Origin of the sequence: Saccharomonospora glauca K62 (assembly GCF_000243395.2) — a bacterium.
GTDB lineage: Bacteria > Actinomycetota > Actinomycetes > Mycobacteriales > Pseudonocardiaceae > Saccharomonospora > Saccharomonospora glauca.
In genome coordinates, this window is the sequence record NZ_CM001484.1 from 2,596,137 (window position 1) to 2,620,971 (window position 24,835).

28 protein-coding genes and 1 pseudogene are annotated in these 24,835 nt (G+C 69.8%); 14 read left to right on the forward strand and 15 right to left on the reverse strand.

The window, feature by feature from the left end; translation table 11 throughout:
* The first annotated feature begins 81 nt into the window (after positions 1-81).
* Entirely contained in the window at positions 82-795 is a 714-nt protein-coding gene (locus SACGLDRAFT_RS12110; protein WP_005464960.1) for a sulfite exporter TauE/SafE family protein, read from the forward strand.
* Positions 796-918: 123 nt separating this feature from the next.
* On the opposite strand, the pseudogene SACGLDRAFT_RS12115 reads toward SACGLDRAFT_RS12110, so the two are convergent.
* The 6 genes and pseudogenes from SACGLDRAFT_RS12115 to SACGLDRAFT_RS12140 form a co-directional block, all read right to left on the reverse strand.
* A pseudogene (locus SACGLDRAFT_RS12115) lies at positions 919-1,380 on the reverse strand (nitroreductase family deazaflavin-dependent oxidoreductase); the annotation flags it as partial.
* 1 nt (position 1,381) lies between these two features.
* On the reverse strand, positions 1,382-2,356 hold the full coding sequence (egtD, locus tag SACGLDRAFT_RS12120; RefSeq protein WP_005464963.1) for an L-histidine N(alpha)-methyltransferase: 975 nt from the start codon (positions 2,354-2,356) through the stop codon (positions 1,382-1,384).
* Positions 2,353-3,135: an ergothioneine biosynthesis protein EgtC gene (egtC, locus tag SACGLDRAFT_RS12125; protein WP_005464965.1), complete on the reverse strand. Its 783-nt coding sequence runs from the start codon at positions 3,133-3,135 to the stop codon at positions 2,353-2,355. The genes egtD and egtC overlap by 4 nt, the downstream gene beginning before the upstream one ends.
* Entirely contained in the window at positions 3,128-4,516 is a 1,389-nt protein-coding gene (gene egtB, locus SACGLDRAFT_RS12130; RefSeq protein ID WP_005464967.1) for an ergothioneine biosynthesis protein EgtB, read from the reverse strand. The genes egtC and egtB overlap by 8 nt, the downstream gene beginning before the upstream one ends.
* 5 nt (positions 4,517-4,521) lie before the next feature.
* Complete coding sequence (locus SACGLDRAFT_RS12135; RefSeq protein WP_005464969.1) at positions 4,522-5,814, reverse strand: glutamate-cysteine ligase family protein; 1,293 nt, start codon at positions 5,812-5,814, stop codon at positions 4,522-4,524.
* A gap of 80 nt (positions 5,815-5,894) precedes the next feature.
* Positions 5,895-6,821 (reverse strand): LysR family transcriptional regulator, encoded by a 927-nt coding sequence (locus tag SACGLDRAFT_RS12140; protein ID WP_005464971.1) that lies wholly within the window; start codon positions 6,819-6,821, stop codon positions 5,895-5,897.
* A 125-nt stretch (positions 6,822-6,946) separates the two neighbouring features.
* Here SACGLDRAFT_RS12140 and SACGLDRAFT_RS12145 point away from each other — a divergent pair, with 125 nt between their 5' ends.
* From SACGLDRAFT_RS12145 to SACGLDRAFT_RS12170, 6 genes are all read left to right on the forward strand, one after another.
* Positions 6,947-8,128: a Glu/Leu/Phe/Val dehydrogenase dimerization domain-containing protein gene (locus tag SACGLDRAFT_RS12145; protein ID WP_005464973.1), complete on the forward strand. Its 1,182-nt coding sequence runs from the start codon at positions 6,947-6,949 to the stop codon at positions 8,126-8,128.
* A 69-nt stretch (positions 8,129-8,197) separates the two neighbouring features.
* Complete coding sequence (locus SACGLDRAFT_RS12150; RefSeq protein ID WP_005464975.1) at positions 8,198-8,842, forward strand: TetR/AcrR family transcriptional regulator; 645 nt, start codon at positions 8,198-8,200, stop codon at positions 8,840-8,842.
* Between the two features lie 150 nt (positions 8,843-8,992).
* Positions 8,993-10,309, forward strand: a complete 1,317-nt coding sequence (locus SACGLDRAFT_RS12155) for a hemolysin family protein (protein ID WP_005464977.1) — start codon at positions 8,993-8,995, stop codon at positions 10,307-10,309.
* The gene (locus SACGLDRAFT_RS12160; protein ID WP_005464978.1) at positions 10,306-11,361 is read left to right on the forward strand and encodes a hemolysin family protein; all 1,056 of its coding nucleotides are present in this window, start codon (positions 10,306-10,308) and stop codon (positions 11,359-11,361) included. The genes SACGLDRAFT_RS12155 and SACGLDRAFT_RS12160 overlap by 4 nt, the downstream gene beginning before the upstream one ends.
* Complete coding sequence (locus SACGLDRAFT_RS12165) at positions 11,358-12,251, forward strand: hypothetical protein (protein ID WP_005464980.1); 894 nt, start codon at positions 11,358-11,360, stop codon at positions 12,249-12,251. The genes SACGLDRAFT_RS12160 and SACGLDRAFT_RS12165 overlap by 4 nt, the downstream gene beginning before the upstream one ends.
* Before the next feature lie 97 nt (positions 12,252-12,348).
* A complete protein-coding gene (locus tag SACGLDRAFT_RS12170; protein WP_005464982.1) occupies positions 12,349-13,017 on the forward strand; it encodes a hypothetical protein in 669 nt (222 codons plus the stop codon).
* Positions 13,018-13,023: 6 nt separating this feature from the next.
* On the opposite strand, the gene SACGLDRAFT_RS12175 is transcribed toward SACGLDRAFT_RS12170, so the two are convergent.
* The gene (locus SACGLDRAFT_RS12175; protein WP_005464983.1) at positions 13,024-13,488 is read right to left on the reverse strand and encodes a MarR family winged helix-turn-helix transcriptional regulator; all 465 of its coding nucleotides are present in this window, start codon (positions 13,486-13,488) and stop codon (positions 13,024-13,026) included.
* 102 nt (positions 13,489-13,590) lie between these two features.
* Here SACGLDRAFT_RS12175 and SACGLDRAFT_RS12180 point away from each other — a divergent pair, with 102 nt between their 5' ends.
* From SACGLDRAFT_RS12180 to SACGLDRAFT_RS12195, 4 genes are all read left to right on the forward strand, one after another.
* A complete protein-coding gene (locus tag SACGLDRAFT_RS12180; RefSeq protein WP_005464985.1) occupies positions 13,591-14,799 on the forward strand; it encodes an MFS transporter in 1,209 nt (402 codons plus the stop codon).
* 197 nt (positions 14,800-14,996) lie between these two features.
* The gene (locus SACGLDRAFT_RS12185) at positions 14,997-16,277 is read left to right on the forward strand and encodes an outer membrane protein assembly factor BamB family protein (RefSeq protein WP_005464987.1); all 1,281 of its coding nucleotides are present in this window, start codon (positions 14,997-14,999) and stop codon (positions 16,275-16,277) included.
* A 41-nt stretch (positions 16,278-16,318) separates the two neighbouring features.
* On the forward strand, positions 16,319-16,678 hold the full coding sequence (locus tag SACGLDRAFT_RS12190) for a BlaI/MecI/CopY family transcriptional regulator (protein WP_005464989.1): 360 nt from the start codon (positions 16,319-16,321) through the stop codon (positions 16,676-16,678).
* Positions 16,675-17,616 carry a M56 family metallopeptidase gene (locus SACGLDRAFT_RS12195; RefSeq protein ID WP_005464990.1) on the forward strand — a complete coding sequence of 314 codons (942 nt, stop codon included), beginning with the start codon at positions 16,675-16,677 and terminating at the stop codon, positions 17,614-17,616. Before SACGLDRAFT_RS12190 ends, SACGLDRAFT_RS12195 begins: the two co-directional genes overlap by 4 nt.
* On the opposite strand, the gene SACGLDRAFT_RS12200 is transcribed toward SACGLDRAFT_RS12195, so the two are convergent.
* Positions 17,592-18,065: a hypothetical protein gene (locus tag SACGLDRAFT_RS12200; protein ID WP_005464992.1), complete on the reverse strand. Its 474-nt coding sequence runs from the start codon at positions 18,063-18,065 to the stop codon at positions 17,592-17,594. The genes SACGLDRAFT_RS12195 and SACGLDRAFT_RS12200 overlap by 25 nt on opposite strands.
* A gap of 71 nt (positions 18,066-18,136) precedes the next feature.
* On the opposite strand from SACGLDRAFT_RS12200, the gene SACGLDRAFT_RS12205 reads away from it, so the two are divergent.
* The gene (locus SACGLDRAFT_RS12205) at positions 18,137-18,868 is read left to right on the forward strand and encodes a DsbA family protein (RefSeq protein WP_005464994.1); all 732 of its coding nucleotides are present in this window, start codon (positions 18,137-18,139) and stop codon (positions 18,866-18,868) included.
* Positions 18,865-19,698, forward strand: a complete 834-nt coding sequence (locus SACGLDRAFT_RS12210; RefSeq protein ID WP_005464996.1) for a cytochrome c biogenesis CcdA family protein — start codon at positions 18,865-18,867, stop codon at positions 19,696-19,698. The genes SACGLDRAFT_RS12205 and SACGLDRAFT_RS12210 overlap by 4 nt, the downstream gene beginning before the upstream one ends.
* A 133-nt stretch (positions 19,699-19,831) precedes the next feature.
* Here the strand turns inward: SACGLDRAFT_RS12210 and SACGLDRAFT_RS12215 are convergent, their stop codons facing one another.
* Positions 19,832-20,398 carry a MerR family transcriptional regulator gene (locus SACGLDRAFT_RS12215; protein ID WP_005464998.1) on the reverse strand — a complete coding sequence of 189 codons (567 nt, stop codon included), beginning with the start codon at positions 20,396-20,398 and terminating at the stop codon, positions 19,832-19,834.
* A 248-nt stretch (positions 20,399-20,646) separates the two neighbouring features.
* On the opposite strand from SACGLDRAFT_RS12215, the gene SACGLDRAFT_RS12220 reads away from it, so the two are divergent.
* A complete protein-coding gene (locus SACGLDRAFT_RS12220) occupies positions 20,647-21,273 on the forward strand; it encodes a TetR/AcrR family transcriptional regulator (protein WP_005464999.1) in 627 nt (208 codons plus the stop codon).
* 6 nt (positions 21,274-21,279) lie between these two features.
* Here the strand turns inward: SACGLDRAFT_RS12220 and SACGLDRAFT_RS12225 are convergent, their stop codons facing one another.
* The 6 genes from SACGLDRAFT_RS12225 to SACGLDRAFT_RS12250 all read right to left on the reverse strand — a co-directional run bounded on the left by SACGLDRAFT_RS12225 (position 21,280) and on the right by SACGLDRAFT_RS12250 (position 24,723).
* The gene (locus SACGLDRAFT_RS12225) at positions 21,280-21,753 is read right to left on the reverse strand and encodes a bifunctional nuclease family protein (protein WP_005465000.1); all 474 of its coding nucleotides are present in this window, start codon (positions 21,751-21,753) and stop codon (positions 21,280-21,282) included.
* Positions 21,754-21,990: 237 nt separating this feature from the next.
* On the reverse strand, positions 21,991-22,752 hold the full coding sequence (gene ftsR / locus SACGLDRAFT_RS12230; RefSeq protein WP_005465001.1) for a transcriptional regulator FtsR: 762 nt from the start codon (positions 22,750-22,752) through the stop codon (positions 21,991-21,993).
* Complete coding sequence (garA, locus tag SACGLDRAFT_RS12235; protein ID WP_005465002.1) at positions 22,749-23,213, reverse strand: glycogen accumulation regulator GarA; 465 nt, start codon at positions 23,211-23,213, stop codon at positions 22,749-22,751. The genes ftsR and garA overlap by 4 nt, the downstream gene beginning before the upstream one ends.
* 95 nt (positions 23,214-23,308) lie before the next feature.
* On the reverse strand, positions 23,309-23,692 hold the full coding sequence (gene gcvH, locus SACGLDRAFT_RS12240) for a glycine cleavage system protein GcvH (protein ID WP_040918999.1): 384 nt from the start codon (positions 23,690-23,692) through the stop codon (positions 23,309-23,311).
* Positions 23,693-23,795: 103 nt separating this feature from the next.
* Positions 23,796-24,416 (reverse strand): CDP-alcohol phosphatidyltransferase family protein, encoded by a 621-nt coding sequence (locus tag SACGLDRAFT_RS12245; RefSeq protein WP_005465004.1) that lies wholly within the window; start codon positions 24,414-24,416, stop codon positions 23,796-23,798.
* A 34-nt stretch (positions 24,417-24,450) separates the two neighbouring features.
* Positions 24,451-24,723, reverse strand: a complete 273-nt coding sequence (locus SACGLDRAFT_RS12250) for a hypothetical protein (RefSeq protein WP_005465005.1) — start codon at positions 24,721-24,723, stop codon at positions 24,451-24,453.
* Positions 24,724-24,835 lie beyond the last annotated feature (112 nt).

Genomic DNA, 24,835 nt, shown 5'->3' on the forward strand with positions numbered 1-24,835 from the left:
CACGAGCGGGACGACCGAGAAACGACGGCCCACCGCGCCACCCGCGTGGTGGGCCGTCGTCGTGACGGGAGGTGTTGGGCGTTGCTGGAGGTGGTGTCGGCGGGCGCGGCCGTGTTCGCGGGAGCGCTGGTGCAGGGCTCCGTCGGTTACGGCATGAACCTCATCGCCGCTCCCCTGCTGGCATTGGTGGACCCGCGACTGGTTCCGGTTCCGCTGCTGATGGTCGCGCTCGCCCACGCGCTGTTGTCGGTGGCCCGCGAGTACCGGGACGTCGACTGGCGGGGTGTGGGGTTCGTGACGGCGGGCCGGGTGCCCGGTACGGCGTTGGGGGTGTTGGCCGTCGTGCTGCTCGCGGAGCGCCCGTTCGCCGCCGTCGTGGGGGGCGCCGTGCTGGTGTGCGTGCTGTTGTCGGTGGTGTCGTGGACGCCGAGACCGACCCCGCGCGCGCTGCTGACGGCGGGCGTGGCGAGCGGAACCCTCGGCACGGCCTCATCCATCGGAGGGCCTCCGCTGGCGCTGCTGTACCAGAACGAATCGGGGCCGCGGATCAGGGCCACGCTCGCGGCCTGCTTCGCGCTCGGGTCGTCGTTGTCGTTGGCCGCCCTGGGGTTCGCGGGACAGCTCCACGTCGACGATCTCGTCACCGTGCTGTGGTTGCTGCCGTTCCTGGTCGCGGGTTTCCTGCTCTCCGGTCCCGTCCGGCGCCTCCTGCACGGAGGACGCATGCGCGTGGCCGTGTTGACGGTCGCCGCCGGGAGCGCGCTCGCCCTGCTCGTCCGCAGCGCGCTGGGCTGAGCCGTCGTTCGGCGCGCTGCCGACAGCGAGTCACGGGTTCCGGCGCTCGACTCCACCCGGCCGCGGGTCGTCGGCCACTGCGACGTCGACCGACCGCGGGTCGGCCGCACCTCGCGGTGAGACGAAGTCCAACACCAACACCGGGAGTCGTCGCCCCGCCCACTTGCGTTCGGCACCGTAGCCGGGCCAGTACCGCAGCAATCGCGGCCACAGTCGCTCGTACTCCGCGCCCGTCACCTCCCGAGCCCGTACCGGGGTGGTCCGGCCCCCGATCGTCACCGTCGCGTCGGGACACGCCCGGAGGTTGTGCACCCAGCCGGGATCACGGGGCCTGCCCCAGTTGGAGCCCACCACCACGACGGCGCCCGGCAACGGCAGACACAGCAACTGGGTCTCCCGCCGTATCCCACTGCGTCGCCCCACGGTGGTCAGTCGCACCGTGGGCACCCCCGCCATCCGCAGCAGCGTCACCCGCCCCGCCGTGATCCGGTGCAGCCGCCGATCGGCGCGCACGATCACCGGGGCCAGGCGCATGACCCAGCGGCGGGCCCCGAGGAACCGGGCCAGTGCCCCGCGCACGCTCATGTCAGTCGCGCACCTGCGCCAGGCACACCCCGAACCGCCCCTTTCGGTCGGTCCACCAGCGCCGCACCGCGAAACCGGCGTCGGCCAACTCGGCCCGCACCCCCTCGGGGCGGAACTTGGCCGAAATCTCGGTCCGCACGTACTCGCCTCGCTCGAACCGCACCGTGAGGTCCGCGTCGGGAATCGACACCGTCATGGGGCGGCGGGCGGCCAGCCGCATCTCGATCCACTCCCGACAGTCGTCCCAGTGCGCGACGTGGTCGAACGCCGAAGGATCGAAGTCGGCGCCGAGATGGGTGTTCACCACGCGCAGCACGTTGCGGTTGAACTCCGCGGTCACTCCCCGCGAGTCGTCGTAGGCGTGCAGGAGCGTGTCGGTGTCCTTCACGAGGTCGGTCCCGAGCAGCAGCCACTCCCCCGAGCCCAGCACCGCACGCACCGAGGCGAGGAACTTCGCGCGTTCGGCGGGGACGAGGTTGCCGATGGTGCCGCCGAGGAAGGCCACCAGTCTCGGAGCGCTTCCGGGCAGGGTTTCCAGGTGGGCGGTGAAGTCCCCCACCACACCGTGGACGGCCACCCGCGGATACTCGGCGGCGACGGCGCGAGCCGAGGCCGACAGCGCCGAGGAGGACACATCGAGGGGCACGAACTCCCGCAGGGTCCCGTGTGCGGTGCCGGCGGCGAGCAGCAGCCGGGTCTTCTCACTCGACCCGGACCCGAGCTCCACCAACGTCCGCATCCCACTGGTGGCCGTGATCTCGGTGGCCCGCCTCGCGAGGATCTCGCGCTCGGCACGGGTCGGGTAGTACTCCGGCAAGGTGGTGATGCGGTCGAACAACTCGCTGCCCGTGGCGTCGTAGAACCACTTCGACGGCAACCACTTCGGTCGCGCCGACAGCCCCTCGCGAACATCCCGCCGCAGTGACTCGGTCACCTCCGTGCCGTCCCGGTGAATGTCGATCGACACCTCGCTCACGGCAGACTCCGTTCTTCCGGTTGTCCGATCTTCGTGACCTCGTACGCCGTCGAGGCCCCGCCGTCGGTGGTCCGCGCCACCAGGAGCCCGCCGTCCGGGACGGGACGCCAGTCCGGCTCCTCGTCGCACGGTTCGGAGGCCACGAGCACGCCGGCTCCGTGGGGACGCAGCCACAGCGAGTGCGACCAGGCGGTCGCCACGAGCACTGCCCTTCCCGAGAGCAGGAAGTTCAGGCGTGACCCCGGTGCCGCCGCCACCACGCGGTGGAGGAGGTCGGTGACCGTCTCCACCGGATCGGCTCCCCCGCGCAGGGCGTGGCGCACCAGCGCCCACAGCAGCGCCGAGTCGGTCGGCGCGGCCAGGCGCAGCAGATCCACCACGGGGAGGCCCGCGGCGAGTCCGGCGACCGACTCGGGCCAGCCGAACACCACGCCGTTGTGGCTGAACAACCAGTCGTCGTCGGCGAACGGCGCGCACGCCTCCGCGGTCACCGGCATGCCGACGGTGCCCGACCGCACGGCGGCCAGAAACGAGCGCGACCGCACCGGGCGCAGCAGCCGTTCCAGAGCCGGGTCCGTCCAGATCGGCTCGGCTCGCCGGTAGCACGTGGGGTACCCGTCGTCGGCGAACCAGCCGACACCGAACCCGTCGGCGTTCACGGTGCCGCCGCCCCTCATGTTCTCGGGCGCGTACGACTGGACCACCAGCGAGTGCGGGGCGCGCAGCACCGGGTCGGCGAGTGCCGTGGCCGGACCGAGGTACGCCAGGTGCCTACACAACGGCGTCTCCGTACCGCACGTCCCGCGCGCAGCGGAAGCCCGCGAAGATCTGCCGGCGGACGGGGAAGTCCCAGTTGCGGAACGTACCCCGCACCGCCACGGGGTCGCTGCCGAACGACCCGCCGCGCAGCACCTTGTAGTCGGGTCCGAAGAAGACCTCGGAATACTCCCGGTACGGGAAGGCGGTGAAACCCGGATAAGGCCGGAAGTCGCTGCTCGTCCACTCCCAGACGTCGCCGATGAGCTGGTGCACACCGAGCGCGGACGCACCGTCCGGATACGCGCCCACCGGGGCGGGCCGCAGGTGGCGCTGCCCGAGGTTCGCGTGGGCGGGGGTGGGATCGTCGTCACCCCACGGGTACCGGCGGGAGCGGCCCGTGGCGGGGTCGTACCGGGCCGCCTTTTCCCACTCGGCCTCGGTGGGCAGTCGCCTGCCCGCCCACGCCGCGAACGCCTCCGCCTCGTAGTAGGAGACGTGGAGCACCGGTTCGTCACCGGGCACCGGCTCGTACACCCCGAAGCGAGTACGCCACCACCGGCCGTTCTCGCGCCTCCAGAACCGAGGGGCGACGATGCCGTGCTCGCTGCGGTACGCCCAGCCCGCGTCGCTCCACCAGCGTGGGTCGGCGTAGCCGCCGTCGTCGACGAATTCCGCGTACCGCGCGTTCGTCACCGGCGTGGTGTCGATGGCGAAGGCGTCGACGAACACCTCGTGGGCGGGTCGTTCGTTGTCCAGCGCCCACGGTTCGACCGAGGTCCCCATCGTGAACGAGCCCGCCGGAACGACGACCTCCTCGGGCAGGTCGCGCACCGTCGCGGGAGGTGGGGCGGGCGCGTGCAACACGGGATCGCCCTTGCGCAGTTGGTGGGTGGCCAGCATCGTCTCGCAGTGCTGCTGTTCGTGTTGCGCGATCATGCCGAAGGCGAACGCGTCGCGCGTCAGGGCTCGATCGGACAGGGGCGTCCGTGCCAGCACGTCGAACGTCCTGCGCCGCACCTCCTCGACGTAACGGCGAGCCTCCGACGGCCCGAGCAGGGGTAGCGACGGCCGGGTGGCGCGAGGGTGTTGGAAGGCGTCGTAGAGGTCGTCGATGTCGGGACGCATCGGGTCGAGACCTCCCACCTCCCGGAGGATCCAGATCTCCTCCTGGCTTCCGATGTGGGCGAGGTCCCACACCAGCGGGGACATCAAGGCGGAATGCTGTTTGACGAGATCGTCGTCGTCCACGGCGCCGGTCAGGGCGAGGCTGCGGGCGCGAGCCCGGTCCAGGACCTCGGCGACGTACGCCTTCAGGGCCGGTTCGGACAGTTCTCGCAACGGGTGGTCCGGCTCCTTTCGACGATCGAGCAGAGTGTCGACGTCGTGGTGTGCACGGGTCATGGACGTCACTCCCTTTCCCGCCGTCGCCACCGACGTTCGACGGCGTCGGCGAGTTCGGCGATCGTGTGATCGGGCAGGTTCAGGTTCGACAGCGCGGCGCAGCCGAGTTCGCCGACGGCGCGGGCGGTGGCGCCCAGGGCCGCGTCGTCCGTTCCCGATCGCGCGGCCTCGGCCCACCGGCCCGCGACCGGCTCGCAGAGCTCCAGTACCGAATCCACTGTGGAGGGTGTGGAGAGCAGGGCCGCCAGCAGTGCCGCGGGGCAGGCCCAGTCCTCGGGCGGCTGCGCGTCGAGGTAGCGGATCTCCAGGTAGCCGTGCGGTCGTACGGGGGTGAACAGCGTCGTGAGGTGGTAGTCCAGGTCACCGAAGGTCGGCCGGGGCAGTCCGGCACCGGGCCCCCGTGCCTCGATCCAGTCGGCGAACGTTAGGCCGGCGGGTGCGTCCCACCTCGTTCCGTGGCGCCGCAACACCAGCAACGGGGTGTCCAGCACTCGCCGTGCCCACGCCGCCGCCGGATCGTCACAGGGGCGTTCGGCTCTGGTGCGGCACGGCTCGGTGTCCATCACGGAACGCCAACGCGCCGACGCGAACCCCGTGTCGGCGCCCGCGTGCCGCCGGGAGTTCGCGAACAGGGACAGCAACACCGGCCCCAGGGCGTGCGCGGCGGCCCACCGGCGCGGTGCCTCGTGGGCGCTCCCCGCGTCGACGCACACCTGGATGGCGGCCGTGCTGCACATCATCGTGATGCCGCCGGGCCCGAGCGGGGCGAACCGGCGTTCCATCGCCGCGTAACGCGGGGTCGGCAGCAGCCGCGTCGGGGAACGGAAGGCGTCGATTCCGTACGAGCCCAGCCGCAGGCCCGCCGCGCCGAGAAGATCGTCAACGTGAGCGAGGTCCGCGTCCACCGCCTCCATGAGGGCCCCGAACGACGAGGCGGGGGCCGTGGAGATCTCCACCTGGCCTCCGGGTTCGAGGGTGAGCGCGGAACCGGACGGAAGCGGCAGCGCGGGGCTGTCGGGGACGAGAGTGGGCGGGGCATGGGGGCCCAGGGCGGAGGCGAGGCGCGCCGGTGTCAGGGGGAGGGTGGGATCGACGACGTCGTGGACGGTGAATTCCAGCTCGACGCCGAGCAGCCGCGGTGGGCCGTGTTTGAAGCACACCGCCGCGACGTAGGCCTCCCCCTCCGCGCGATCGGAGATCACTCGGGCGGCGATCTCCTCGGGCTCCGTCCTCGTGTCGGGTACGCCTCGGTGCCGAGGATCACGGGGATTCGGCCGGGCGACGGATGTCGCTGTCATTCCCACACTCCCCCATCGACGTCGATGGCCCACGGACGTTAAGGAAGGGGTACGACGCTTTCGGGTGAGTGAAACCTGATTCAGCCCGGAACCGTCGCCGAGGCACCGAGCCCGAGCTCCGCCGCGGCGGCCCGCACGGCGTCGATCACCAGTCGCAACGCCGGTCTGCGCCGGGCCGTGCGACGGTAGGCCACCGACACCGTGCGCATCACCGGCGTCGCCAGCGTCACGATGTCGACCCCGGCGGGGCGCAACGTCAGCCCCAGGTCCGACACCAAGGTGATGCCCAGCCCGGCGCTCACCATCGCCATCGCCGTGGCCTGCTCCTCGACCTCGTGGTTGATCACGGGCTGGAATCCGGCTCGCTGACACGCCACCCGCACCGCTCTGCCGAAGTGACTTCGCGGGCTGGCAAGGATCCACGGTTGGTCGGCCAGGTCCGACAAGCTCACCGAGCTCGCCGGGGCGGTGGCGGCGGGCATCGCGGCGTACAGCCGTTCCACGGCCACCGCCACCCGCTCCAGTCCGGTGTCCCATGGCGTCGGCGCGTCGGTGTAGTCGAGCACGAACGAGAAGTCCAGCGATCCGTCGCGCACGGCGTCGGCCGTCTCCTCCGGGGCCAGCTCGCGGGTACGGACCTCGATGCCCGGATGCTCCTCGGCGAGCGAGGCGAGCGCGGTGGGCAACAGTCCGGAGGCCACCGACGCCCACACTCCGGCGGTCAGCCGCACCGACCGGGTCTGCTGCGCCTCCTCCAGTGCCAGGGTGGCGCGCTCCACCGCGCCCAGGATCTCCTCGGCGTGCTCGCTGAGCAGCACGCCGAGTTCGGTGAGTTGGACCCGGCGTCCCAGCCGCTCGAAGAGCTTGGCTCCGACGTCGCGCTCCAGTTGCGCGAGCTGCTGCGAGACGGCGGAGGCCGTGTAGTGCAATGCCGCCGCCGCGGCGGTGACCGTGCCCCTGCGGCGCAGTTCCCGCAGCATCCGCAACCGATGCACCGACAGTTCCATTCACCAACCGTAAAAGGAATCGTGCACGGTTCCTAACTGGACGTGATCGCCGGCGCGACCCCAGCCTGGAGGTGCGCGTCACGACGCGCGCGAACCAGCGGGCGGGCGTTTCGAGGAGGGGTCGAGTGGGTCTTCAGCATGCTGCCGAACCACTGCTGCGGTTGACGTGGACCGACCGGGTGACGGGCGCGCACGGCTATCTCGTCGTGCACAACCTCGTGTCGGGGCTGGCGACCGGGGGCACGCGGATGCGGCCCGGTTGCACGCTAGCCGAGGTCGAGGACCTCGCGCGGGGCATGGCCGCGAAGACGGCGACGTTCGATCTTCCCGTCGGCGGCGCGAAGGGCGGGATCGACTTCGATCCCAAGGACCCGCGCGCCCGTGGCGTACTGACCCGGTTCTACGAGGCGACGCGGCCGTGGCTCGACGCGCACTGGGTGACGGCCGAGGACCTCGGGGTGCCGCAGCACCTCGTCGACGAGGTGTTCGCCGAGCTGGGGCTCGGTCAGTCGTACCACGCGGCCATCCGGCGGTCGGCGAACCCGGAACGCACGCTGCGCCGCGTGCGCGCGGGCCTTTCCACCCCCGTTCCGGGCGGTCTGTTGCTCGGTGACGTCATCGGCGGCTACGGCGTGGCCCAGGCATGCCTGGGGGTGGCGTCGGCCCTGGCACGGCGGCCCGAGGACACGACCGTCGCGCTTCAGGGCATCGGCACGATGGGTGGGGGTGCCGCGTGGTATCTGCACGAGGCCGGGGTGCGTGTCGTGGCCGTCGCCGACGCGGCGGGCACTCTCCACGATCCCGACGGTCTGGACGTGCCCGTGCTGCTCGCGGCCCGCGACGCCTACGGCGAGATCGACCGGACCAGGGTGCCCGAGCGCGTTCGACGGCTGCCGCGTTCGTCGGTGGTCGCCACGGAGGCGGACATCCTCGTCCCCGCGGCCGTCTCGTACGCGCTCACCCCGGACAACTCCTACGACGTGAAGGCGGCGGCCGTCGTCGAGGCGGCCAACGCGGCGACCACACCCGAGGCCGAGGCCATGCTCGCCGCGCGGGGCGTACCGGTGATCCCCGACTTCGTGGCCAACGCGGGCGCCGCGGCGTGGGCGTGGTGGTTGCTGCTGGGCGAACTCGGCACGGACCCGACCGACTCGTTTGCGAAGCTGCGCACCGAGATGCGGGCGAAGGTGGCGTTGCTGTTGTCCGCCTGGAACGCCGACGGGGTGCCGCCCCGGAGGACGGCATGGGAGTTCGTGACGGCCCGCGACGCGATCCCATCACCCGATCAGGTGCTCACGATCCCCTGATCTCGGGAGCAGCGTCACAGTACGTACGTACGGATTGCGAGTCCTCGGGACCGATGTCAAGATCGTGGGATGCCACGGGTCAGCCAGGACCACCTCGCGGCGCGCCGCCGACAGATCCTCGACGGCGCCCGCATGTGCTTCACGCGGTACGGATACGAGGGTGCCACCGTCCGACGGCTCGAAGAGGCGACCGGCCTGTCCCGCGGAGCCATTTTCCACCACTTCCGTGACAAGGAGTCCCTGTTCCTCGCTCTGGCCGAGGACGACGCTCGTCGGATGGCCGACGTCGTCGCCGAACAAGGGCTCGTCCAGGTCATGCGCGACCTGCTGTCGAGCACCGGGGAGCATCCCGCCGACTGGCTCGGCACCCGGTTGGAGGTCTCGCGGCGGCTGCGGACCGACCCGGAGTTCCGGGCTCGCTGGGCGGAGCGCTCGCAGCAGCTGACCACCGCGACCCGCAAACGTCTGCTGTGGCAGCGGGAGGCGGGCAACCTGCGCGACGACGTCAGCATCGACGTCCTCACCTCGTACCTCGAACTCGTGCTCGAGGGGCTGGTCTCCCACCTCGCGATGGGCCTGCCCGCCGACGATCTCGAACCGGTGCTGGACGTCGTCGAGGAGAGTGTGCGCCGTCACCGCGGCCGCGCCGCGACGGCGGCCGACGAGCGGAGCGGCACCGAGAATGAGGAACAGAACATCTCGGGTGCTCGTTAATCGTGGTTAAGATAGCGCCACTTTCCACACAACCCGATTTGGAGGAGTGACCACACCCGTGCGCGATGCGCAGTCACCCGGAGACAGTACCGAGCCGGGTGACAAACCCGGCTATCCCTCCGCCTGCCGCGACCTCGGCGGTGTCCACTGATGGACATCCTGTTCACGGTTCTCGGCGTCTGCTTCGTCATCCTGCTCACCATCGGAACCGGTCTGGCCGTCGCGGCCGAGTTCTCGCTCACCACGCTGGAACGCAGCACGGTCGAGGCGAACGTCCGACAGGTCGGTGACAAGCGTTCGAAGATCGTCCTGAAGGCGCACCGCACCCTGTCGTTCCAACTCTCGGGTGCGCAGGTCGCCATCACCCTCACGACTCTGGTCACCGGGTACGTGGCCGAGCCGTTGCTCGGCCGGATCGTGCGCCCGATCCTGACCGGGTTCGGCATGTCCGAGTCCGCGGCGGGCAGCACCTCGCTCGTCGTGGCCATGCTGCTGGCCACCGCGCTGTCGATGGTGATCGGCGAGATGGTGCCGAAGAACCTCGCCGTGGCCCTGCCCCTGAAGACGGCCCGCGCCGTTGCCGGCTACCACACGCGGTTCTCGATACTGTTCCGCTGGCTCATCAACCTGATGAACAACAGCGCGAACTGGGTCGTACGCAAGCTCGGGGTCGAGCCGCAGGAGGAGTTGCGCTCGGCGCGTTCCCCTCAGGAGCTCGGCTCGATCGTGCGCGCCAGCGCCGAGACGGGGTTGCTCGACAGGGCGACCGCGCAGTTGCTCGACCGGTCGCTGCGCTTCGGCGACCGCACGGCGGCCGAGTTGATGACCCCCCGCGTGCGGGTGGAGGCCCTGCAGGTCGACGACACGGTGGCGGACATGGTGGCGCTCGCGCGCCGTACCGGCCTGTCCCGTTTCCCCGTCTACCGCGAGGACCTCGACGACATCCAGGGCACCGTGCACATCAAGCAGGCGTTCACCGTGCCCGCGCCCGAGCGGACGTCCACCCCGGTGAGCTCGCTCATGCGGCCGGTTCCCACCGTCCCCGAGTCGCTTCCGGGAGACGCCGTCCTCGACCGACTGCGCGACTCCCGGTTCCAGCTCGCGATCGTGGTCGACGAGTACGGCGGCACGGCCGGGCTCGTGACGCTGGAGGACGTGGTCGAGGAGATCGTGGGTGACGTTCGCGACGAACACGACATCCACGAAGAACCCGCGTCGCACCAGCTCACCCCCGACAGTTGGGTGGTCTCCGGGCAGCTTCGCGACGACGAGGTGCTCGACGTCACGGGCTTTCGGATGCCGGAGGGCGACTACGAGACGATCGCGGGTCTACTGCTGGACCGACTCGGTGAGATTCCCGAGGTGGGCGCCACCTTGGACATCGACGACTGGCAGCTGGAGGTGACCGGCATGGACCGGCACCGCATCGCCGAGGTCACCCTGCGGCGCAGGAAGGCGATCTCATGAGCGACTGGTTGTCCATCTCGCTGATCGGGGTGTTGTTGCTCGCCAACGCCTTCTTCGTCGGTGCCGAGTTCTCGCTCATCTCGTCGCGCCGGGATCGCCTGGAAGCCCTGCTCGAACAGGGCAAGACCCGCGCCGGGATCGTGATCAAGGCCGGCAAGAACGTGTCGCTGATGCTGGCGGGCGCGCAGCTCGGCATCACGGTCTGCTCCCTGTTGCTGCTGCAGTTCGGGGAACCCGCGGTGGCGCACCAGCTCGAACTCGCGGTGAGTGCCCTCGGGATACCGCTGCCGACCTACGTGGTGCACGCCGTCGCCTTCACCGTCACGCTGGTGGCGCTGACGTTGTTGCACGTGCTGATCGGCGAGATGGTGCCGAAGAACCTCGCAATCGCCGAACCGGAGCGGCTCGCGCTGTGGCTGGTGCCGTTGCACGTGGCCTGGGTGCGCATCACTCACCCGTTCATCTGGCTGCTCAACAGCGTCGCCAACGGCATCCTGCGACTGGGGAAGATCGAGCCCAAGGCCGAGGTCGAGACCGGTTACACCTCCGCCGAGCTGGCCGCGCTCCTGCGCGAGTCACGCAGGGAGGGGCTGCTGGAGCAGTCGGAGCACCGCCGACTCAGCCAGACCCTGTCCTCGGTGGAGAAGACCGTCGCCGACGTGCTCGTGCCGCTGGACGAGGTGTCGACCCTCCCAGAACGGCCCACCGTCGGAGACGTGGAACGGGCGGTGTCGGCCACCGGGTTCTCGCGTTTCCCGGTGCGCGACGCCGGCGGCAGGCTGACGAGCTACGTCCACGTCAAGGACATCCTCGCCCAGCTCGACGGCGACCCCTCCGTCGTGGTGCCCACCGCCAAGACCCGCAAGCTGACGCAGCTCGCCCTGTACGCCAGACTCGACGAGGCGCTGTCGACCATGCGCCGGGAGGGAAGCCACCTCGCGATCGCCGTCAACGCCGAGGGCAGCGTGGTCGGCATCGTGGCGTTGGAGGACCTGCTGGAGGAGTACGTCGGTACCGTGCGCGACGGCACGCATCTCATGGGAAGGTCATGACGAAGGTCGAGATCCTCTCCGAGGAGGAGTGGCGGGCGCGGGAGGCCGCCCACACCGACCGGATGCGAGCGTGGACGGAGCCGCATCGACAACGCCGCTCGCGCGGGGAGAAACATCCGGTGCTGGATTTCCTCTTCACCTACTACTCGTTTCCCCCCACGCGCCTGGAGCGGTGGCAACCCGGCCCCGGAGTCGTCCTCACGGGGCCGGGTGCCCGGCGTTTCCTCGACCGGCCCGGATACCGCGAGACGGCCGAGGGCGTGACACTCGATCTCTCGGCCTTCTCCGACCGGCTCGCCCGCAACGCTCGATACTCGCTGTCGTTGCTGGAGGCCATCCACAGCCGCCGGGCTCGCGTCGACTGTTTCGGCTTGCACGAATGGGCCATGGTCTACCGCACGCGGCCCGAGCAGGTACGTCACGCGCAGGTGCCGTTGCGTCTGGGCCACGCGGGGACCGACGCGGTGGTGGAGTCGCTGAACGTGCGGTGCAGTCACTTCGACGCGTTCCGGTTCTTCACCCCCGACGCGCGGCCGCTCAACCAGTTCACGCCCACCCGCGAACGCCAGCGGGAGCTCGACCAGCCCGGCTGCCTTCACGTGGGCATGGACCTGTACAAGCACGCCTACAAGCTCGACCCGTTCGTTCCCTCGGAGCTGCTCGGCGACTGCTTCGCCCTCGCCGTGGAGATTCGGGAGCTGGACATGCGCGCCAGCCCCTACGACCTGTCGGCCTACGGCTACTCCCCCGTCCCGATCGAGAAGGCCGAGGGACGAGCCGTCTACGCGCGAGCACAGGCGTCCTTCGCCCGGCGGGCCCGGCCGCTTCGAGAACGACTGATCACGCTCTGCCGCACCCTTCTCACCGAGAATCATCACTCTTCGTGTTGAGTCTGATCACATTTTGATTACTTACCCACCTGAACAGGTGGTAGTATTTTGACCTCTTTTACGGAGAGTAATTATTGTGTTGAGGGGGACACGCGAGATGGGGCGGCATGGAGGTCGTCACAGAATCCGCCGGCGCACGGAAACCACGTCGTCGATCACGTCGACGGGAACCCACCGGGCCGTAGGACGCCGCCGGGGCGTCGCGGCATGGCCCATCGCCTGCGTCGTCCTGCTCGGTCTCCTCGTCGCCGGGTGGTTCGGCTGGAACTGGGCGGACGGCGTACTCGAAAGCCGTGCGGCGGCACAGGCGGCGGCATGTCCCGGGGGTGACGCCACCATCCGCGTCGCGGTCGACCCCGCGCTCGACGGCCCGGTCGGAAGCGCCGCCGACCGGTGGAACCGCAAGGGCACCGTCGTGCGGGAACACTGCATCCACGTCGAGGTCCACGCCGCGCCGTCGGACGACGTCGCGGCCGTTCTCACCGGAGACTCCGATCCCGCCACCATCGGCGGCTACCCGGCAGCCTGGATTCCCGACTCCCCGGAGCGCATCGACGCGCTGGCGGACCAGCATCCGGAACTGATCGGCTCCTCGGGCCTGACCGTCGCCTCGGGCCCGGACGGTGACTACCCCTTCCTCGCGCTCGCGGGCGAACACTCCGACGGGACCCGGCAGCACGCCGCCCAGTCGTTCCAGAAGTTCCTGCTCGAACCCGCACAGCAGAAGGCGTTCCGGGAAGCCGGACTCACACCGGCGAAGGGCTGACCACCCTCACCGGCAGGGCATCCCGGTGATGCGCGTCAGCAACGCGAGGAGCGTGGCGCGCTCGTCGTCGGACAGCCCTTCGAGCAACATCTCGTTGACCTCGTCGACGACGGCACTCGCCCGGCGCAGTACCTCGTGCGCCCGGGGCGTCGCCACCACGATGTTGCGGCGCCGGTCGGTCCGGTCCGGCGTACGCCGGACGAGGCCCTCCTCCTCCAGCGCGTTGATCATCGCGACGACGTCACTGCGGTCGATCCCCAACCGCCGCCCGAGATCGGCCTGCGTGATGCCCTCGGCCTCGATCAACGCCGCGAGCACGCCGTGGTGGTTCTTCGTCAGACCGGCCTCACCGAGGCGGTCCACCACCATCCGCTGCGCCCTGCGTCCGGCCTCGGCGAGCTGCCAGCTGATGCGGCCACGCAACTCCGCAGGAGGAAGCAACTCCGCTCGCAGACCGTGTCCCTCACGCACCCTCGCAGTCTAGAAGATCCTCTCCGGCCGCAAAAATCGTTGGCTTTTCCAACGTTGACTATGCCAACATTGGCAAGACCAACAAAGCTGGGGAGCTATCCGATGACCGATGTCCTGACCATCCGCCGTACCCCACCGCCCGACAGTCCGGGCGCGCTCACGGTCCTCCTCTTCGCCACCACCCTGAGCGTGCTGGCGGGGGCGGTGATCAGCCCCGTGCTGCCCACCGTCCGCGACGAGTTCGGTCTCGACGCGACCACGGCCGGGCTCGTGCTGACGGCGCACAGTCTGGTGATCGCCCTGGCCAGCCCGGTGGCAGGCCGCCTGATCGACCGCCACGGGTTCCGCGTGCCGCTGGCCGCCGGACTGCTGGTGTACGGCGTCGCAGGCTCCGCCGGTATGGTCGCCGACTCCTACGCAGCGCTGATGGCGAGCCGAATCGTGTTCGGACTCGGCGCCGCGGCACTGTTCTCGGCCACCACGGTCGCCATGACCACCCTCTACACCGGTACCCGCCGTGACCGCGTCATGGGCTGGAGGTCGAGCGCCACCTCACTCGGAGGCATCGTCTGGCCGCTGGTGGGCGGTGCTCTCGGCACGCTGACGTGGCACGCGCCGTTCGCCGTCCACCTCGTCGGACTCCCCCTCGGGCTGGCCACGTTGTTGTGCCTTCCCCGCACCGCGACGCCACCCGCGCGAACGCGGAGCCGCGCCCTGACCCTGCTGCGCGCCCACCCACGGCTGGTCGCCGCCCTCGGTCTCCAGGCCGCACTGTCGGTGTTGCTCTACTGCATAGTGATCTACCTGCCGTTCCGGCTCGACGAGACCGGGGTGACGTCTCCGGCACTGATCTCGTTGTTCCCGGCGGCGGCGAACCTGGCGGCGAGCCTGATCGGCTTCGGCTATGCGCGGCTACGGGCACGACTGTCGTACCCGACGCTGCTCCGCGCGTCGGTGGCACTCTGGGCGGGCGGCTTCCTGCTGCTGGGCACGGCCGCGCACCCCGTGCCCCTGGCACTCGGTGCGGCGGTCTTCGGAATCGGACAGGGCATCGCCTTCCCCGCGCTGACCGTGCTGGTGGCCGACGCCGTGAGCCCCGAGCACCGGGGCATGGCCACGTCACTGTCCGGCACGACGATCTTCGCGGCGCAGTTCGCGACCCCACTGGTGATCGGCCCTCTCACCGTGGTGGCCGGGATCGACGACATCCATCTGACGCTGGCGACCGTCCTCGCGGTGGGCACCGCGCTCTCCCTGCTACCCCACCGAACGACAGCGCGACGTGGCGCACCCAGCCGCCGACCACGGTGACCCCTTGCGCGTTCTCAGTCCGGCACCCGGACGCCCTGTGACGCCCTCGCAGGCCTGTCGCCCGTCGCGAGTGGCCCACTCCAGCGAACGCCTACGGAGTCGGGGAGGAGGCCGGAGCCGCCCTCACGGGAGCAGGCCCGTCGTTCCACCACTCCAAGATCTACTAAACTGCTTAGTAGAACTACGTGGGAGGTGTGATGCGGCACCGCGGGATCAGGTACGTCGCCGTGTTGGCGACATCGGCAGCGCTGACGGCGTGCGGCGGTGGGCTGGGCAGCGATACCGGTACCCCTTCCGGGGACGCTCTACCGACGCCGACTCCGGTGGCGCTGTCGGCTCCGGCCACACCGCCTTCGAGTGACGTGCGAGGTCCCGGTCCGGACGCGGAGACACCGCGCTGGCGGGCGCCGTTCGACGACGTCCCTCGGACCGGTGGCGGAATGTTCGTCGGTCTGGTGTTCCCCACCGACGACCAGGCCGACCTGTCCATCACCGGCGTGGCCACGGACGGGAGCACGCGGTGGGCCGTGCGCACGAATCCCTCCTGCATCGGCTACGGGGTGACGAGCGTCGCCGGGACGGCGGCCGCGGTGGTGCTCGCGAGCGACGCCGACAACCGGGAGGGCAAGATCGCCACGAGGACCACGGCCAACGCCTACGACGTACGCGACGGCAGCCGGTTGTGGGGGCCGTCGCCGGTGCCGGGGCCGATGCTCGGGCCCGGACTGATCTTCGGCAGGGCCACGCCGTCGATCGTCGGTGGGGCCCAGGGTGAGCGCGTCATGCTCGCGGCCCACTCGGGAGCCCCGGTGCCGCCGCCTGTCGAGGACGCGGTTCCGCTCTACGAGCACCACGGGACCGGCCTGTTCGGCAGGGGCGGCACGGTCACGGCCGTCGACACCGCGACAGGGGCTGTGTTGTGGGACTCCGGCACGCTCCAGGCGCCGCCCGGATTCAGCGAAGGCCCACGCGGTGTGAGGTTGCTCGACGCCGCCACGGCGTCGGCCGGCGACGTCGTCGCCCTGCGTTGGACGCGTCCAGGCGACGACGGCACAGGAGAGACGGCCCTGCACGAACTCGGAAGCGGCAGGCTGATCGCGGCTCTGGGTGACCAGCCGGAGCTGAGGACGGCCGTGGACCGGAAGACGGGGACGGTCGTCGTGTCCGGCCTCGACCAGTACCGGACGGCCCGCGCGTTCGACATCGGCACCGGCACGGAGTTGTGGCGTGACGACGACGGCGTCGGGGCGCTGGAGATCACACTGGTTCACGAGGGCACGGGGTACGGCACCCGCGCCGGGCGTTCGGTGGCCGTCGACGTCCGCACCGGCGACACGCTGTCCGACGGTGACTGGCCCGTCCCGGTGGCGAGTACGTCGGGCGTGCTGCTCGCGCCGTTGCCACCGCCGCCGGGAGCCGCGCCGTCCGAACGCACCGCCGGAAACGGTCCCGGCTACGTGGCCTACGGGCTGCGCTGACGAACGCCCCTATCATCGCAGTCGGCGGAAGGACGGTCGGTATGCGAGGGCTCGGGGAACTCGAAGCCAAGGTCATGGACGTGCTGTGGTCGGCGGACGAACCACTGAGGGTGCGGGACGTGCTCGAAAGGTTGGACACGGGCCGGCCGCTGGCCTACACCACGGTGATGACCGTGCTGGACAACCTGCACGGCAAGGAGTACGTGCGGCGGAGCAAGGCCGGACGTGCGTACGAGTACACCGCCGCCGAGTCACGCGAGGAGGTCGGTGCCCGCCTGCTGCGTGAGGTCCTGTACTCCAGTGGCGACACGGAGCAGGTGCTGCTGCACTTCGCCGAGTCGGCCACGCCCGAGGAGTCGGACATCCTGCGGCGCGCCCTGCGGAAGGGGAAGTCGTCGTGACACTGGCTCTCGGACTGCTGGCCGCGGCCGTCGTGATCGGCGTCGCCGCGCCCGCGTACCTGCGGATCGCGGTCACCCCCAGGTTGCGTCCCGGCCTCGCCCTCGCGGGTTGGACGAGTTCGGTGCTCGCGGTGGTGCTGGCCGTCTCGGTATCCGGCCTCCTGCTCGCCCTGCCGGGCGGTTCCGGGCTCGACGGCCTCATCGGCATGGCCGACAGCTGCGCGAACGTGTTCCTCGCCCGCGGCGACGTGGTGTGGGCCGACGTCACGCGTCTCGGCGGAGCCGCGGTGCTCCTGACGTTCACCGGTCGGACGATCGCCGTCGCGATCGGCAAGGTGCGCCGTCATCGCCGGTGCCGGCGTGAACACGTGACCCTGCTGCGGTCGCTGGGCCGTACCGAGGGCCCCGTGCTGTGGCTCGACGAGGTGACTCCGATCGCCTACAGCGTCGGCGGGCGGAACGGCACCATCGTGGCGACACGCGGGGTCGAACGGCTGGACGTCTGCGAGCGGGAGGCGGTGCTGGCTCACGAGCAGGCGCACCTGCGAGGGCGGCATCACGCCCTGGTGCTGGCCGCCGACATCGTCGCCGCCGCGCTCCCCTTCGTTCCGTTGTGCCGCCAGGCTCCCGGAGCGGTGCGCGTGCTGGTGGAGCTGGCCGCCGATGCGGCGGCCGCGCGGCGCCACGGGCCGGGGCCGGTCCGGTCGGCTCTGCTGTCGGTGTCGGCAGGGCAGGCACCGCGCACAGCGCTCGCCATGTCGCGGGACGCGGTCGACGCCCGGCTGTTGTGGCTGGAGAGCGGTCACCTGCCGGCGCCGAAGCTGCCGGTCCGAGCCGACTACGCGGTCGCCGCGGTACTGACCACGGTGCCCGCGATCCTGTCCGTCGCCACCGTCGCGCTGCTGGTCACTCTCTACTGTCTGGCCGTCGTCGGCTGAGGCGTGGCGCAGGCTCCGGTGGCGCAGGCGCTCTGCCTGCGGCGCTGGACGACGGCCAGGGCGAGCAACGCCAACGAGATGAGCGCGAGGAAAGGCTGCAACGGCGCCCAGAGACCGAGCGCACCGGACGTCCCGAGCGCGACGAGCACGAGTTTGTTGCACACCGGGCAGCCCACCGCGAACACCGTCAGCAACACCCCGCCCAGAGGCCGCCGTGACGCGCGGCCGGTCGGTGGCGGCCCCTGAATCGCGAACCAGGCGAACGTGAGGACGACGGTGGCCGCGACGACGGGGTACTCCCACCAGCGGACGGGGATCTCCCTGGAGAAGACCGGCGTGTCGATGATGTCGGTCGGCACGGCCACCACCGCCAGCGTCAGTACGCCCATCAGGGTGGCGCGGACGAATCTGCGGGTGTGTCGCCGGGCCGGTCGAACCGTGGTGGACATGGGGTCTCAGCTCTCGTTCGGGATCTGATTTACTAAGCAACATAGTAGTTCAGGTTCGAGTGGGAGAGCCGATGACCGCACGAACGCGGCGGGACACGTCCAAGCGCGACGGCGTCCTCGTGGCCGCTCTGGTCCTGGCGGCCCTGGGGCTGATCATCTATCTGGCCAACGGACGGTCGGGCGACGACACGGCGGCGAACGCGCAGCAACCCCAGCAGCAGACGTCGAACGTCGAGACGGGCGCCGACCCGCTGGCCGATCTGCCCCGGCGCGAACCCGGCGACCCCATGGCGCTCGGCGCTCCGGACGCGCCGGTGACCATGGTCATGTACGAGGACTACCGCTGCCCGTTCTGCGCGAAGTTCACCCGCGACATCGCCCCCGCGCTCATCGAACGCTACGTGGAGACGGGCGTGCTGCGGATGGAGTGGCGGGACCTGCCCATCTTCGGCGAGCAGTCGTTGCTGGCCGCCAGGGCCGGCCACGCCGCCGCCGAACAGGGCCGCTTCTGGGAGTTCGTCGACGCCGTCCACGCGGACGCACCCGACCGAGGGCATCCCGAACTCACTCCCGAGAAGCTGCGCGACTTCGCCCGCGAGGCCGGTGTCGAGGACCTCGACCGCTTCTCCGCGGACATGAACTCCACCCGCTACGACGCCGCGATCGAGGCCGACACCCTGGAAGGCACCGGACTCGGTGTGTCCAGCACACCGACCTTCATCATCAACGGCCGCCCCGTCCTCGGCGCCCAGCCACTCGACACGTTCGTGTCCGTCATCGACGCGGCGGAGGCCCGTTCATGATCGAGGTCGGGCTTCTCGGCGCCTTCCTGGGCGGCGTGCTGAGCCTGCTCAGCCCCTGCTCCGCGCTGCTGCTGCCGTCGTTCTTCGCCTACGCGTTCGACCGGCTCGGGACGTTGGCGCGGCGAACGGCGGTCTTCTACGCGGGACTGCTCGTCGTGCTGGTGCCCCTCGGCGCCGGTGTGGGCGCGATCGGTGCCCTGCTCACGCGCTACCGCGGGATCGCCACCATGGTGGGTGGGACCGTCCTCGTACTGCTCGGGATCGCGATGGTCCTCGGCCTGGGTTTCGGCTCGGCCGCCGCGCAACGTGCCACCGCCCGCATCAAGGTCTCCTCGAACGCCTCGGTGTTCGCGCTGGGCACCGTGTACGCGCTGGCCGGTTTCTGTTCCGGCCCGCTGCTAGGCAGCGTGCTCACCGTCTCCGCGGCCGGCGGTGACCCGGTGTACGGCGGGACGCTCATGGCGCTGTACGCGCTGGGCATGGCGGCGCCCCTGTTCGTCCTGGCACTGGCGTGGGACCGCTTCGACCTCGGCCGCAAGAGCTGGCTGCGCGGGCGTCCGGTGAGGATCGGGCCGATCGCCACCCACTCCACCAGTCTGGTGTCCGGCCTGCTGTTCATCGGCGTCGGCCTGCTGTTCCTGCTGACCGACGGCACGGCCAACCTCGGCGGGCTCACCAGCGTCGACACCCAGTTCTCGTTGCAGGTGTGGCTGCAGGAAAGGGTCAGCGCGGTCTCGAACGCCGCCGTGCTACTGGGCGTGGTGCTGGCCGCGATCCTGGTGCTGGTGGTCCGGCTGGTGCGGGCCAGGCGACGGCAGCGAAGTTCCTGACTCGGCCCGGATGTGGCGGGGCCGACAAGGCCGGTGTTCGCCCCACCCTCACGGCCGTTTCCACTCGAAAGACCCTCAGCATCCGGCTGGGCGCCCGCCCGTGCCGAGATACCGGTACCGGGAAGGGTGTCCCTCAGCCGGTGCGGCGGGCGTTGCGGCGCTCGGAGAGCTCGTCCGGGACGCCCGGGTCGATCTGCCCGCCGTCGGCGCGCTCGGCGGGAAACTCGTGCAACGTTCCGGAAATCTCCTGCATCGCGTTGCTCACCGCGATGCCGAACACGCCCTGCCCGCCCTGGAGCAGATCGACGATCTCCTCCGGGGACGTGCATTCGTACACCGTCGCACCGTCGGAGAACAACGTGACCCGCGCGAGATCCCGTACCCCCCTGGCCCGGAGATGCTCCACCGCGACACGAATGTTCTGCAGGGATACGCCGGTATCCAGCAGCCGTTTGACGATCTTGAGAACCAGCAGGTCCTTGAAGGAATACAGACGCTGAGAACCGGAACCGTGAGCCGTGCGAATACTCGGCGTCACCAGTTTCGTACGCGCCCAGTAATCGAGCTGCCGGTATGTGATACCGGCGATCTGACAGGCGGCCGGGCCGCGATAGCCAACCAGTTCGTCCGGCAGCGAGTTATCGGGAAACAACTCCCCTTGCTCACCGCCGGTGACACTCACCGGACTCTCGTCGACCACCCATGCCTCCTCTCGCCCGGCGTGGCGCCGGCAGCGAAACAAGACCGCCGATCCCGGGCCGGAACCGACCGGTTACGACAATCTCGCCGGTAACCGCTTTACCAGCGTAATCACATCGGCGCGATTAACGTCCTTTTGACGGTAAGCCTGCCCGCCTGACCGGTCAACGCGACGCGCGGGCCATCGGGTCAGCTAAGTACAGCCGTGACCGAGTTGACACGTTTACTCAGCCGAGTTACTTTTTACTTATGCAAGTAAAAGATGATTTCGCCGCCGGTATGGGACTCACGCCCACCGAAGCCGCTCGGCGGGCCCAGATCGTCGAGGCGACCATCGACGTCATCGCCGAACTCGGCTACGCCAAGACGTCCTTCTCCCGCATCATCGACAAGGCGGGACTCAGCAGTACGCGGATGATCTCCTACCACTTCGCGAACAAGCACGAGCTGATGACCGCGACGCTGACGACGCTCATCGATCATCACGACCGGTTCGTCACCGAGCACACGGTGACCACCGACGACAGGACCGCGCTGCTGCGCTCGTTCCTGGAAACGGAGATCGCCTATCTCGCCGCGTACCCACGACACGTCCACGCGGTGACCGAGATCGCTACCAACGGCAGGGATTCCGACGGCTCACCGCTGTTCGAACTCGTCGTGCGGGACCTCCGGGTCGGCAGGCTCGCTCGACAACTCGCCCAAGGACAACGAGAGGGACACTTCACGACCTTCGATCCCGAGATCATGGCGCGAACGATCCGGAGCGCGCTGGAGGGGCTGGCGCAGCAACTTCTCGCCGACCCCGACCTGGACCTCCGGCACTACACGGACGAACTCACCGCGTTGTTCACCCGTGCCACGCGAGCGTCCTGAGACCGATTAGGTGTCGGCGCCCCGGAAGTCCTCCGGGGAAACGGAGTCGAGGAACTCGCGGAACTTCTCGACCTCGTCCTCCTGCTCGTCGGGGATGATCAGCCCCGCTTCCTCCAGCACCGAGTCCTCGGCGTGGATGGGCACCCCGACCCGCAGCGCGAGAGCCACCGAGTCGCTCGGCCGGGCCGAAACCCTGACCCCACCGTCGAACACCAGCTCGGCGAAGAACGTACCTTCGCTCAGATCGGTGATGACGACCTGCTGAAGTTCTCGGCCCAACGCGCCGATAATGTCCTTGAGCAAGTCGTGGGTCAGCGGCCTGGCCGGACGGACGCCCTGCTGTTCCAAGGCGATAGCCGTCGCCTCCACCGAGCCGATCCAGATCGGCAGGTACCGCTCACCGTTGGTCTCCCGCAGCAGCAAGATCGGCTGGTTCGCGGGCAACTCGACCCGGACGCCGACGACGCGCATTTCGCTCATCGGGCTTCGCCTCCCTCTCTGCGCGCGGGCCGCAGCGCTTTCAACGACGATCCCGCATCGACTCTACTCGACGCTACCCGCCATCAGGGCGCTGTGCTCGTCGCGAAACTTGTTGTCCTCCACGGCTCTTGGCGAACCGGCTTCGTCTACGGTACGGCAATCGGGGGGCCACATGGGCCCGGCGGCCTGGAGCGTCATCAACACGACACATCGGTCCCGTGTGTCACCCACCCGAGTCTACCCACCGGTCACACCGCGAATCCCGGTTTTGACGAGCAGGGTGTGCAGCGTGACCGACAATGCGGCCAGCTCCTTGACGAGCTCGTCCCCCCGCGCCTTCGCGTTCGCGTCCCGCTGTCGGTAGACCGGGGCGACGATCTGCTCCACCAGACCCACCTCGCGGTCGGCCGAGGCGCGGAACGCCCGCAGGTGCCGCGGCTCGATGCCGTAGTCGCTCATGGACTTCACGGTGCGGGCGATCCGCACCGCGTCGGTGTCGTAGAACCCGGCGGCGTTCGGCCTGACGAGCCCGTACTGGCGCAACTCGTCCAGCATGAACTCGTCGATGCCGGCCTCGCGGAGCAGGTCGTCCTCGGTCAGCTGCGCGGCGGACTCGGGGTCCGTGGCGAACTCGTCCGGTCCCGGAGTGCCCGGCACGTGGCCGCCGTCGTCCACCGAGCTGATCGCCACCAGTTTGCGCGGCAACCGCGGGACGACGGAGGCGTTGGTGTCTCCGCGGTCGATCGCGTCGAGTTGCTCCTTGATGACCTTCAGCGGGAGGTAGTGGTCCCGCTGAGCGGCAAGGACGAACCGCAGACGTTCCACGTCGGCGGCGCTGAACTGGCGGTAGCCGGACGGCGTGCGGGCAGGCCGGACGAGCCCCTCGGATTCGAGGAACCGAATCTTGGAGATCGTCACGTCGGGGAAGTCGGGGCGCAGCTGCGCCAGCACGGCCCCGATACTCAACCCCTCTCGCTGTGGCCGCCCAGCAGCCGTCACCGTGCCCCCTGACCCCCGTGGCCGGGACCGGTCAGGAAGACGAGGCGGAACTTACCAATCTGCACCTCGTCACCACTGGACAGCACGGCCTGGTCGACGGGCTCCCGGTTGACGTACGTGCCGTTGAGGCTGCCCACGTCGATCACCACGAACTCGCCGCCCTCGCGCCGGAACTCGGCGTGACGGCGGGACACCGTGACGTCGTCGAGGAAGATGTCGCTGTCGGGGTGACGTCCCGCGCTCGTCGTGTCACGGTCGAGCAGGAACCGGGAACCAGCGTTGGGCCCCCGCTTCACCACCAGCAGCGCGGAGCCCGCGGGCAGCGCGTCGACGCCAGCGTCCTGCGGCTCCACCGCCGGCGCCTCCCGGCCCTCTGCCTCCGACAGGAAGTCGGCCCGGAAAACGGAAGTCCGCTCCGGAGACTGCTCCGGGGGAACACCGGGCCCGTCGTTCGTGCTCACCGCAAGCTCTCCTTACGCACTGGAGTGTCGTTCTCGTAAACGTAGTGTGGTCAACGTACCGTGTCCGGACCGTCGACAGTGCCGGGGCTCCCGGATCAGTTGTTGATCACACGTTGGTAGGCCTCGGCATCGAGGAGGGCGTCCACGGCCCCGGCGTCGTCCAGGGCCACCTCGATGAGCCATCCCTCCCCGTAGGGGTCCGAGTTGACCAACTCCGGCGACGAGACAACGGCGTCGTTGACCGCCACCACCTCACCGTCCACCGGAGCGAACAGCTCGGAGACGCTCTTCGTCGACTCGATCTCGCCGAACGGCTCACCCATGTCGAGGTGGGTACCGACCTCCGGAAGTTCCACGAACACCACGTCACCGAGCTGGTCCTGCGCGTACTCCGTGATCCCGACGCGCGCCCGGCCTCCGTCGATCGCCACGACCCACTCGTGTTCCTCGGTGTACCGCAGCTCCTCGGGAGTCGACACGTGAGAGCCTCCTTTCCCGCTCACCATCATGATCCACCTCGGGCGGCCGGCAGCACAACGTCGGCCACCATTCCGAGGACTCAATCGAGATGATTCGGCTCGGTCAGACCGTCCGGCGCGAGTCCCGTGACACCGCCCTCGCGATCTGCCACAGGTAGAGAGCGCCGGACCAGAGGTAGAGCACCGCGCCCCAGGTCGTGAAGGCGTAGGCGAACGGCTGCGCCACCTCGGCGAACGTCGTCGTGGGCTCGTGGGTCACGAGCATCAGCGGGAGCGCGTACATGAGGTTGAACGTCGCCGCCTTGCCGACGTAGGTCACCTCGGGCGGGGCGAAGCCGTGCCTGCGCAGGACCACCAGCCCCAGTCCCACCACGAGTTCCCTGCCGACGAGCAGGGCGACGATCCACCACGGCACGATGCCGCGCAACAGGAACGCCAGGAGCGCCGCCGCGATGTAGAGGCGGTCGGCCGCCGGGTCGAGGAGTTGGCCGAGCTTCGTGGTCTGATCGAGCAGCCTGGCGAGTTTGCCGTCGAGCCAGTCGGTGATCCCGCTGAGGACGAGCAGGACGAGCGCCCAGCCGTCTTCTTCCGGCCCGAGAAGGAGCCACAGGAACACCGGGACGCCGGCGAGGCGCAGGATGGAGAGGAGGTTCGGCACCGTTGTGAGCTGCCGCAGCAACGGCAGCTCACCGTCCGCGGTGCCGGCGGACCGGACTTTCGTCATTCGCTCACCGTATCGGGGCGGCGCGACGTCCCGATCAGGAGGAGCGCCGGTAACTCCACCCGCGGCGACGCAGTTCCTCCCCGGTGAGTGCCTGTGGCCGACCGTGCTGGTCGACGCCCATCCAGCGCGGTCTTCCCGCCCCGCTCTCCAGCACGTAGGGCCTGCCTCGGCTCCACACCACGGTGCACGGGGTCGTCGGTGGCGCCGGTGGCAGGTCGGAGGTGGACACCGCCGTCGCCGCGGCGGCGTGCGGGTCGGTGGGATCGGTGGAGGAAACGTCGGTTCCGCTGTCGTGGTCGGTACTCATCGCACTCTGCGCTCGCTTACCGTGGATCATCCGATGGATAACTTGTGAGCGACGTCTCACACTTCTCCGCGAGACGTCGCTCACATCTCCCATCGTCACCGTGAACCGAATC

What these genes read in the sequence shown, in the direction of transcription:
- egtB (WP_005464967.1), bottom strand. Translation starts at nt 4,516, where the DNA reads ATGACCCGTGCACACCACGACGTCGACACTCTGCTCGATCGTCGAAAG.
- SACGLDRAFT_RS12135 (WP_005464969.1), bottom strand. Translation starts at nt 5,814, where the DNA reads ATGACAGCGACATCCGTCGCCCGGCCGAATCCCCGTGATCCTCGGCAC.
- SACGLDRAFT_RS12140 (WP_005464971.1), bottom strand. Translation starts at nt 6,821, where the DNA reads ATGGAACTGTCGGTGCATCGGTTGCGGATGCTGCGGGAACTGCGCCGC.
- SACGLDRAFT_RS12150 (WP_005464975.1), top strand. Translation starts at nt 8,198, where the DNA reads ATGCCACGGGTCAGCCAGGACCACCTCGCGGCGCGCCGCCGACAGATC.
- SACGLDRAFT_RS12155 (WP_005464977.1), top strand. Translation starts at nt 8,993, where the DNA reads ATGGACATCCTGTTCACGGTTCTCGGCGTCTGCTTCGTCATCCTGCTC.
- SACGLDRAFT_RS12160 (WP_005464978.1), top strand. Translation starts at nt 10,306, where the DNA reads ATGAGCGACTGGTTGTCCATCTCGCTGATCGGGGTGTTGTTGCTCGCC.
- SACGLDRAFT_RS12165 (WP_005464980.1), top strand. Translation starts at nt 11,358, where the DNA reads ATGACGAAGGTCGAGATCCTCTCCGAGGAGGAGTGGCGGGCGCGGGAG.
- SACGLDRAFT_RS12170 (WP_005464982.1), top strand. Translation starts at nt 12,349, where the DNA reads ATGGGGCGGCATGGAGGTCGTCACAGAATCCGCCGGCGCACGGAAACC.
- SACGLDRAFT_RS12180 (WP_005464985.1), top strand. Translation starts at nt 13,591, where the DNA reads ATGACCGATGTCCTGACCATCCGCCGTACCCCACCGCCCGACAGTCCG.
- SACGLDRAFT_RS12185 (WP_005464987.1), top strand. Translation starts at nt 14,997, where the DNA reads ATGCGGCACCGCGGGATCAGGTACGTCGCCGTGTTGGCGACATCGGCA.
- SACGLDRAFT_RS12190 (WP_005464989.1), top strand. Translation starts at nt 16,319, where the DNA reads ATGCGAGGGCTCGGGGAACTCGAAGCCAAGGTCATGGACGTGCTGTGG.
- SACGLDRAFT_RS12200 (WP_005464992.1), bottom strand. Translation starts at nt 18,065, where the DNA reads ATGTCCACCACGGTTCGACCGGCCCGGCGACACACCCGCAGATTCGTC.
- SACGLDRAFT_RS12205 (WP_005464994.1), top strand. Translation starts at nt 18,137, where the DNA reads ATGACCGCACGAACGCGGCGGGACACGTCCAAGCGCGACGGCGTCCTC.
- SACGLDRAFT_RS12210 (WP_005464996.1), top strand. Translation starts at nt 18,865, where the DNA reads ATGATCGAGGTCGGGCTTCTCGGCGCCTTCCTGGGCGGCGTGCTGAGC.
- SACGLDRAFT_RS12220 (WP_005464999.1), top strand. Translation starts at nt 20,647, where the DNA reads ATGCAAGTAAAAGATGATTTCGCCGCCGGTATGGGACTCACGCCCACC.
- SACGLDRAFT_RS12225 (WP_005465000.1), bottom strand. Translation starts at nt 21,753, where the DNA reads ATGAGCGAAATGCGCGTCGTCGGCGTCCGGGTCGAGTTGCCCGCGAAC.
- SACGLDRAFT_RS12245 (WP_005465004.1), bottom strand. Translation starts at nt 24,416, where the DNA reads ATGACGAAAGTCCGGTCCGCCGGCACCGCGGACGGTGAGCTGCCGTTG.
- SACGLDRAFT_RS12250 (WP_005465005.1), bottom strand. Translation starts at nt 24,723, where the DNA reads ATGAGTACCGACCACGACAGCGGAACCGACGTTTCCTCCACCGATCCC.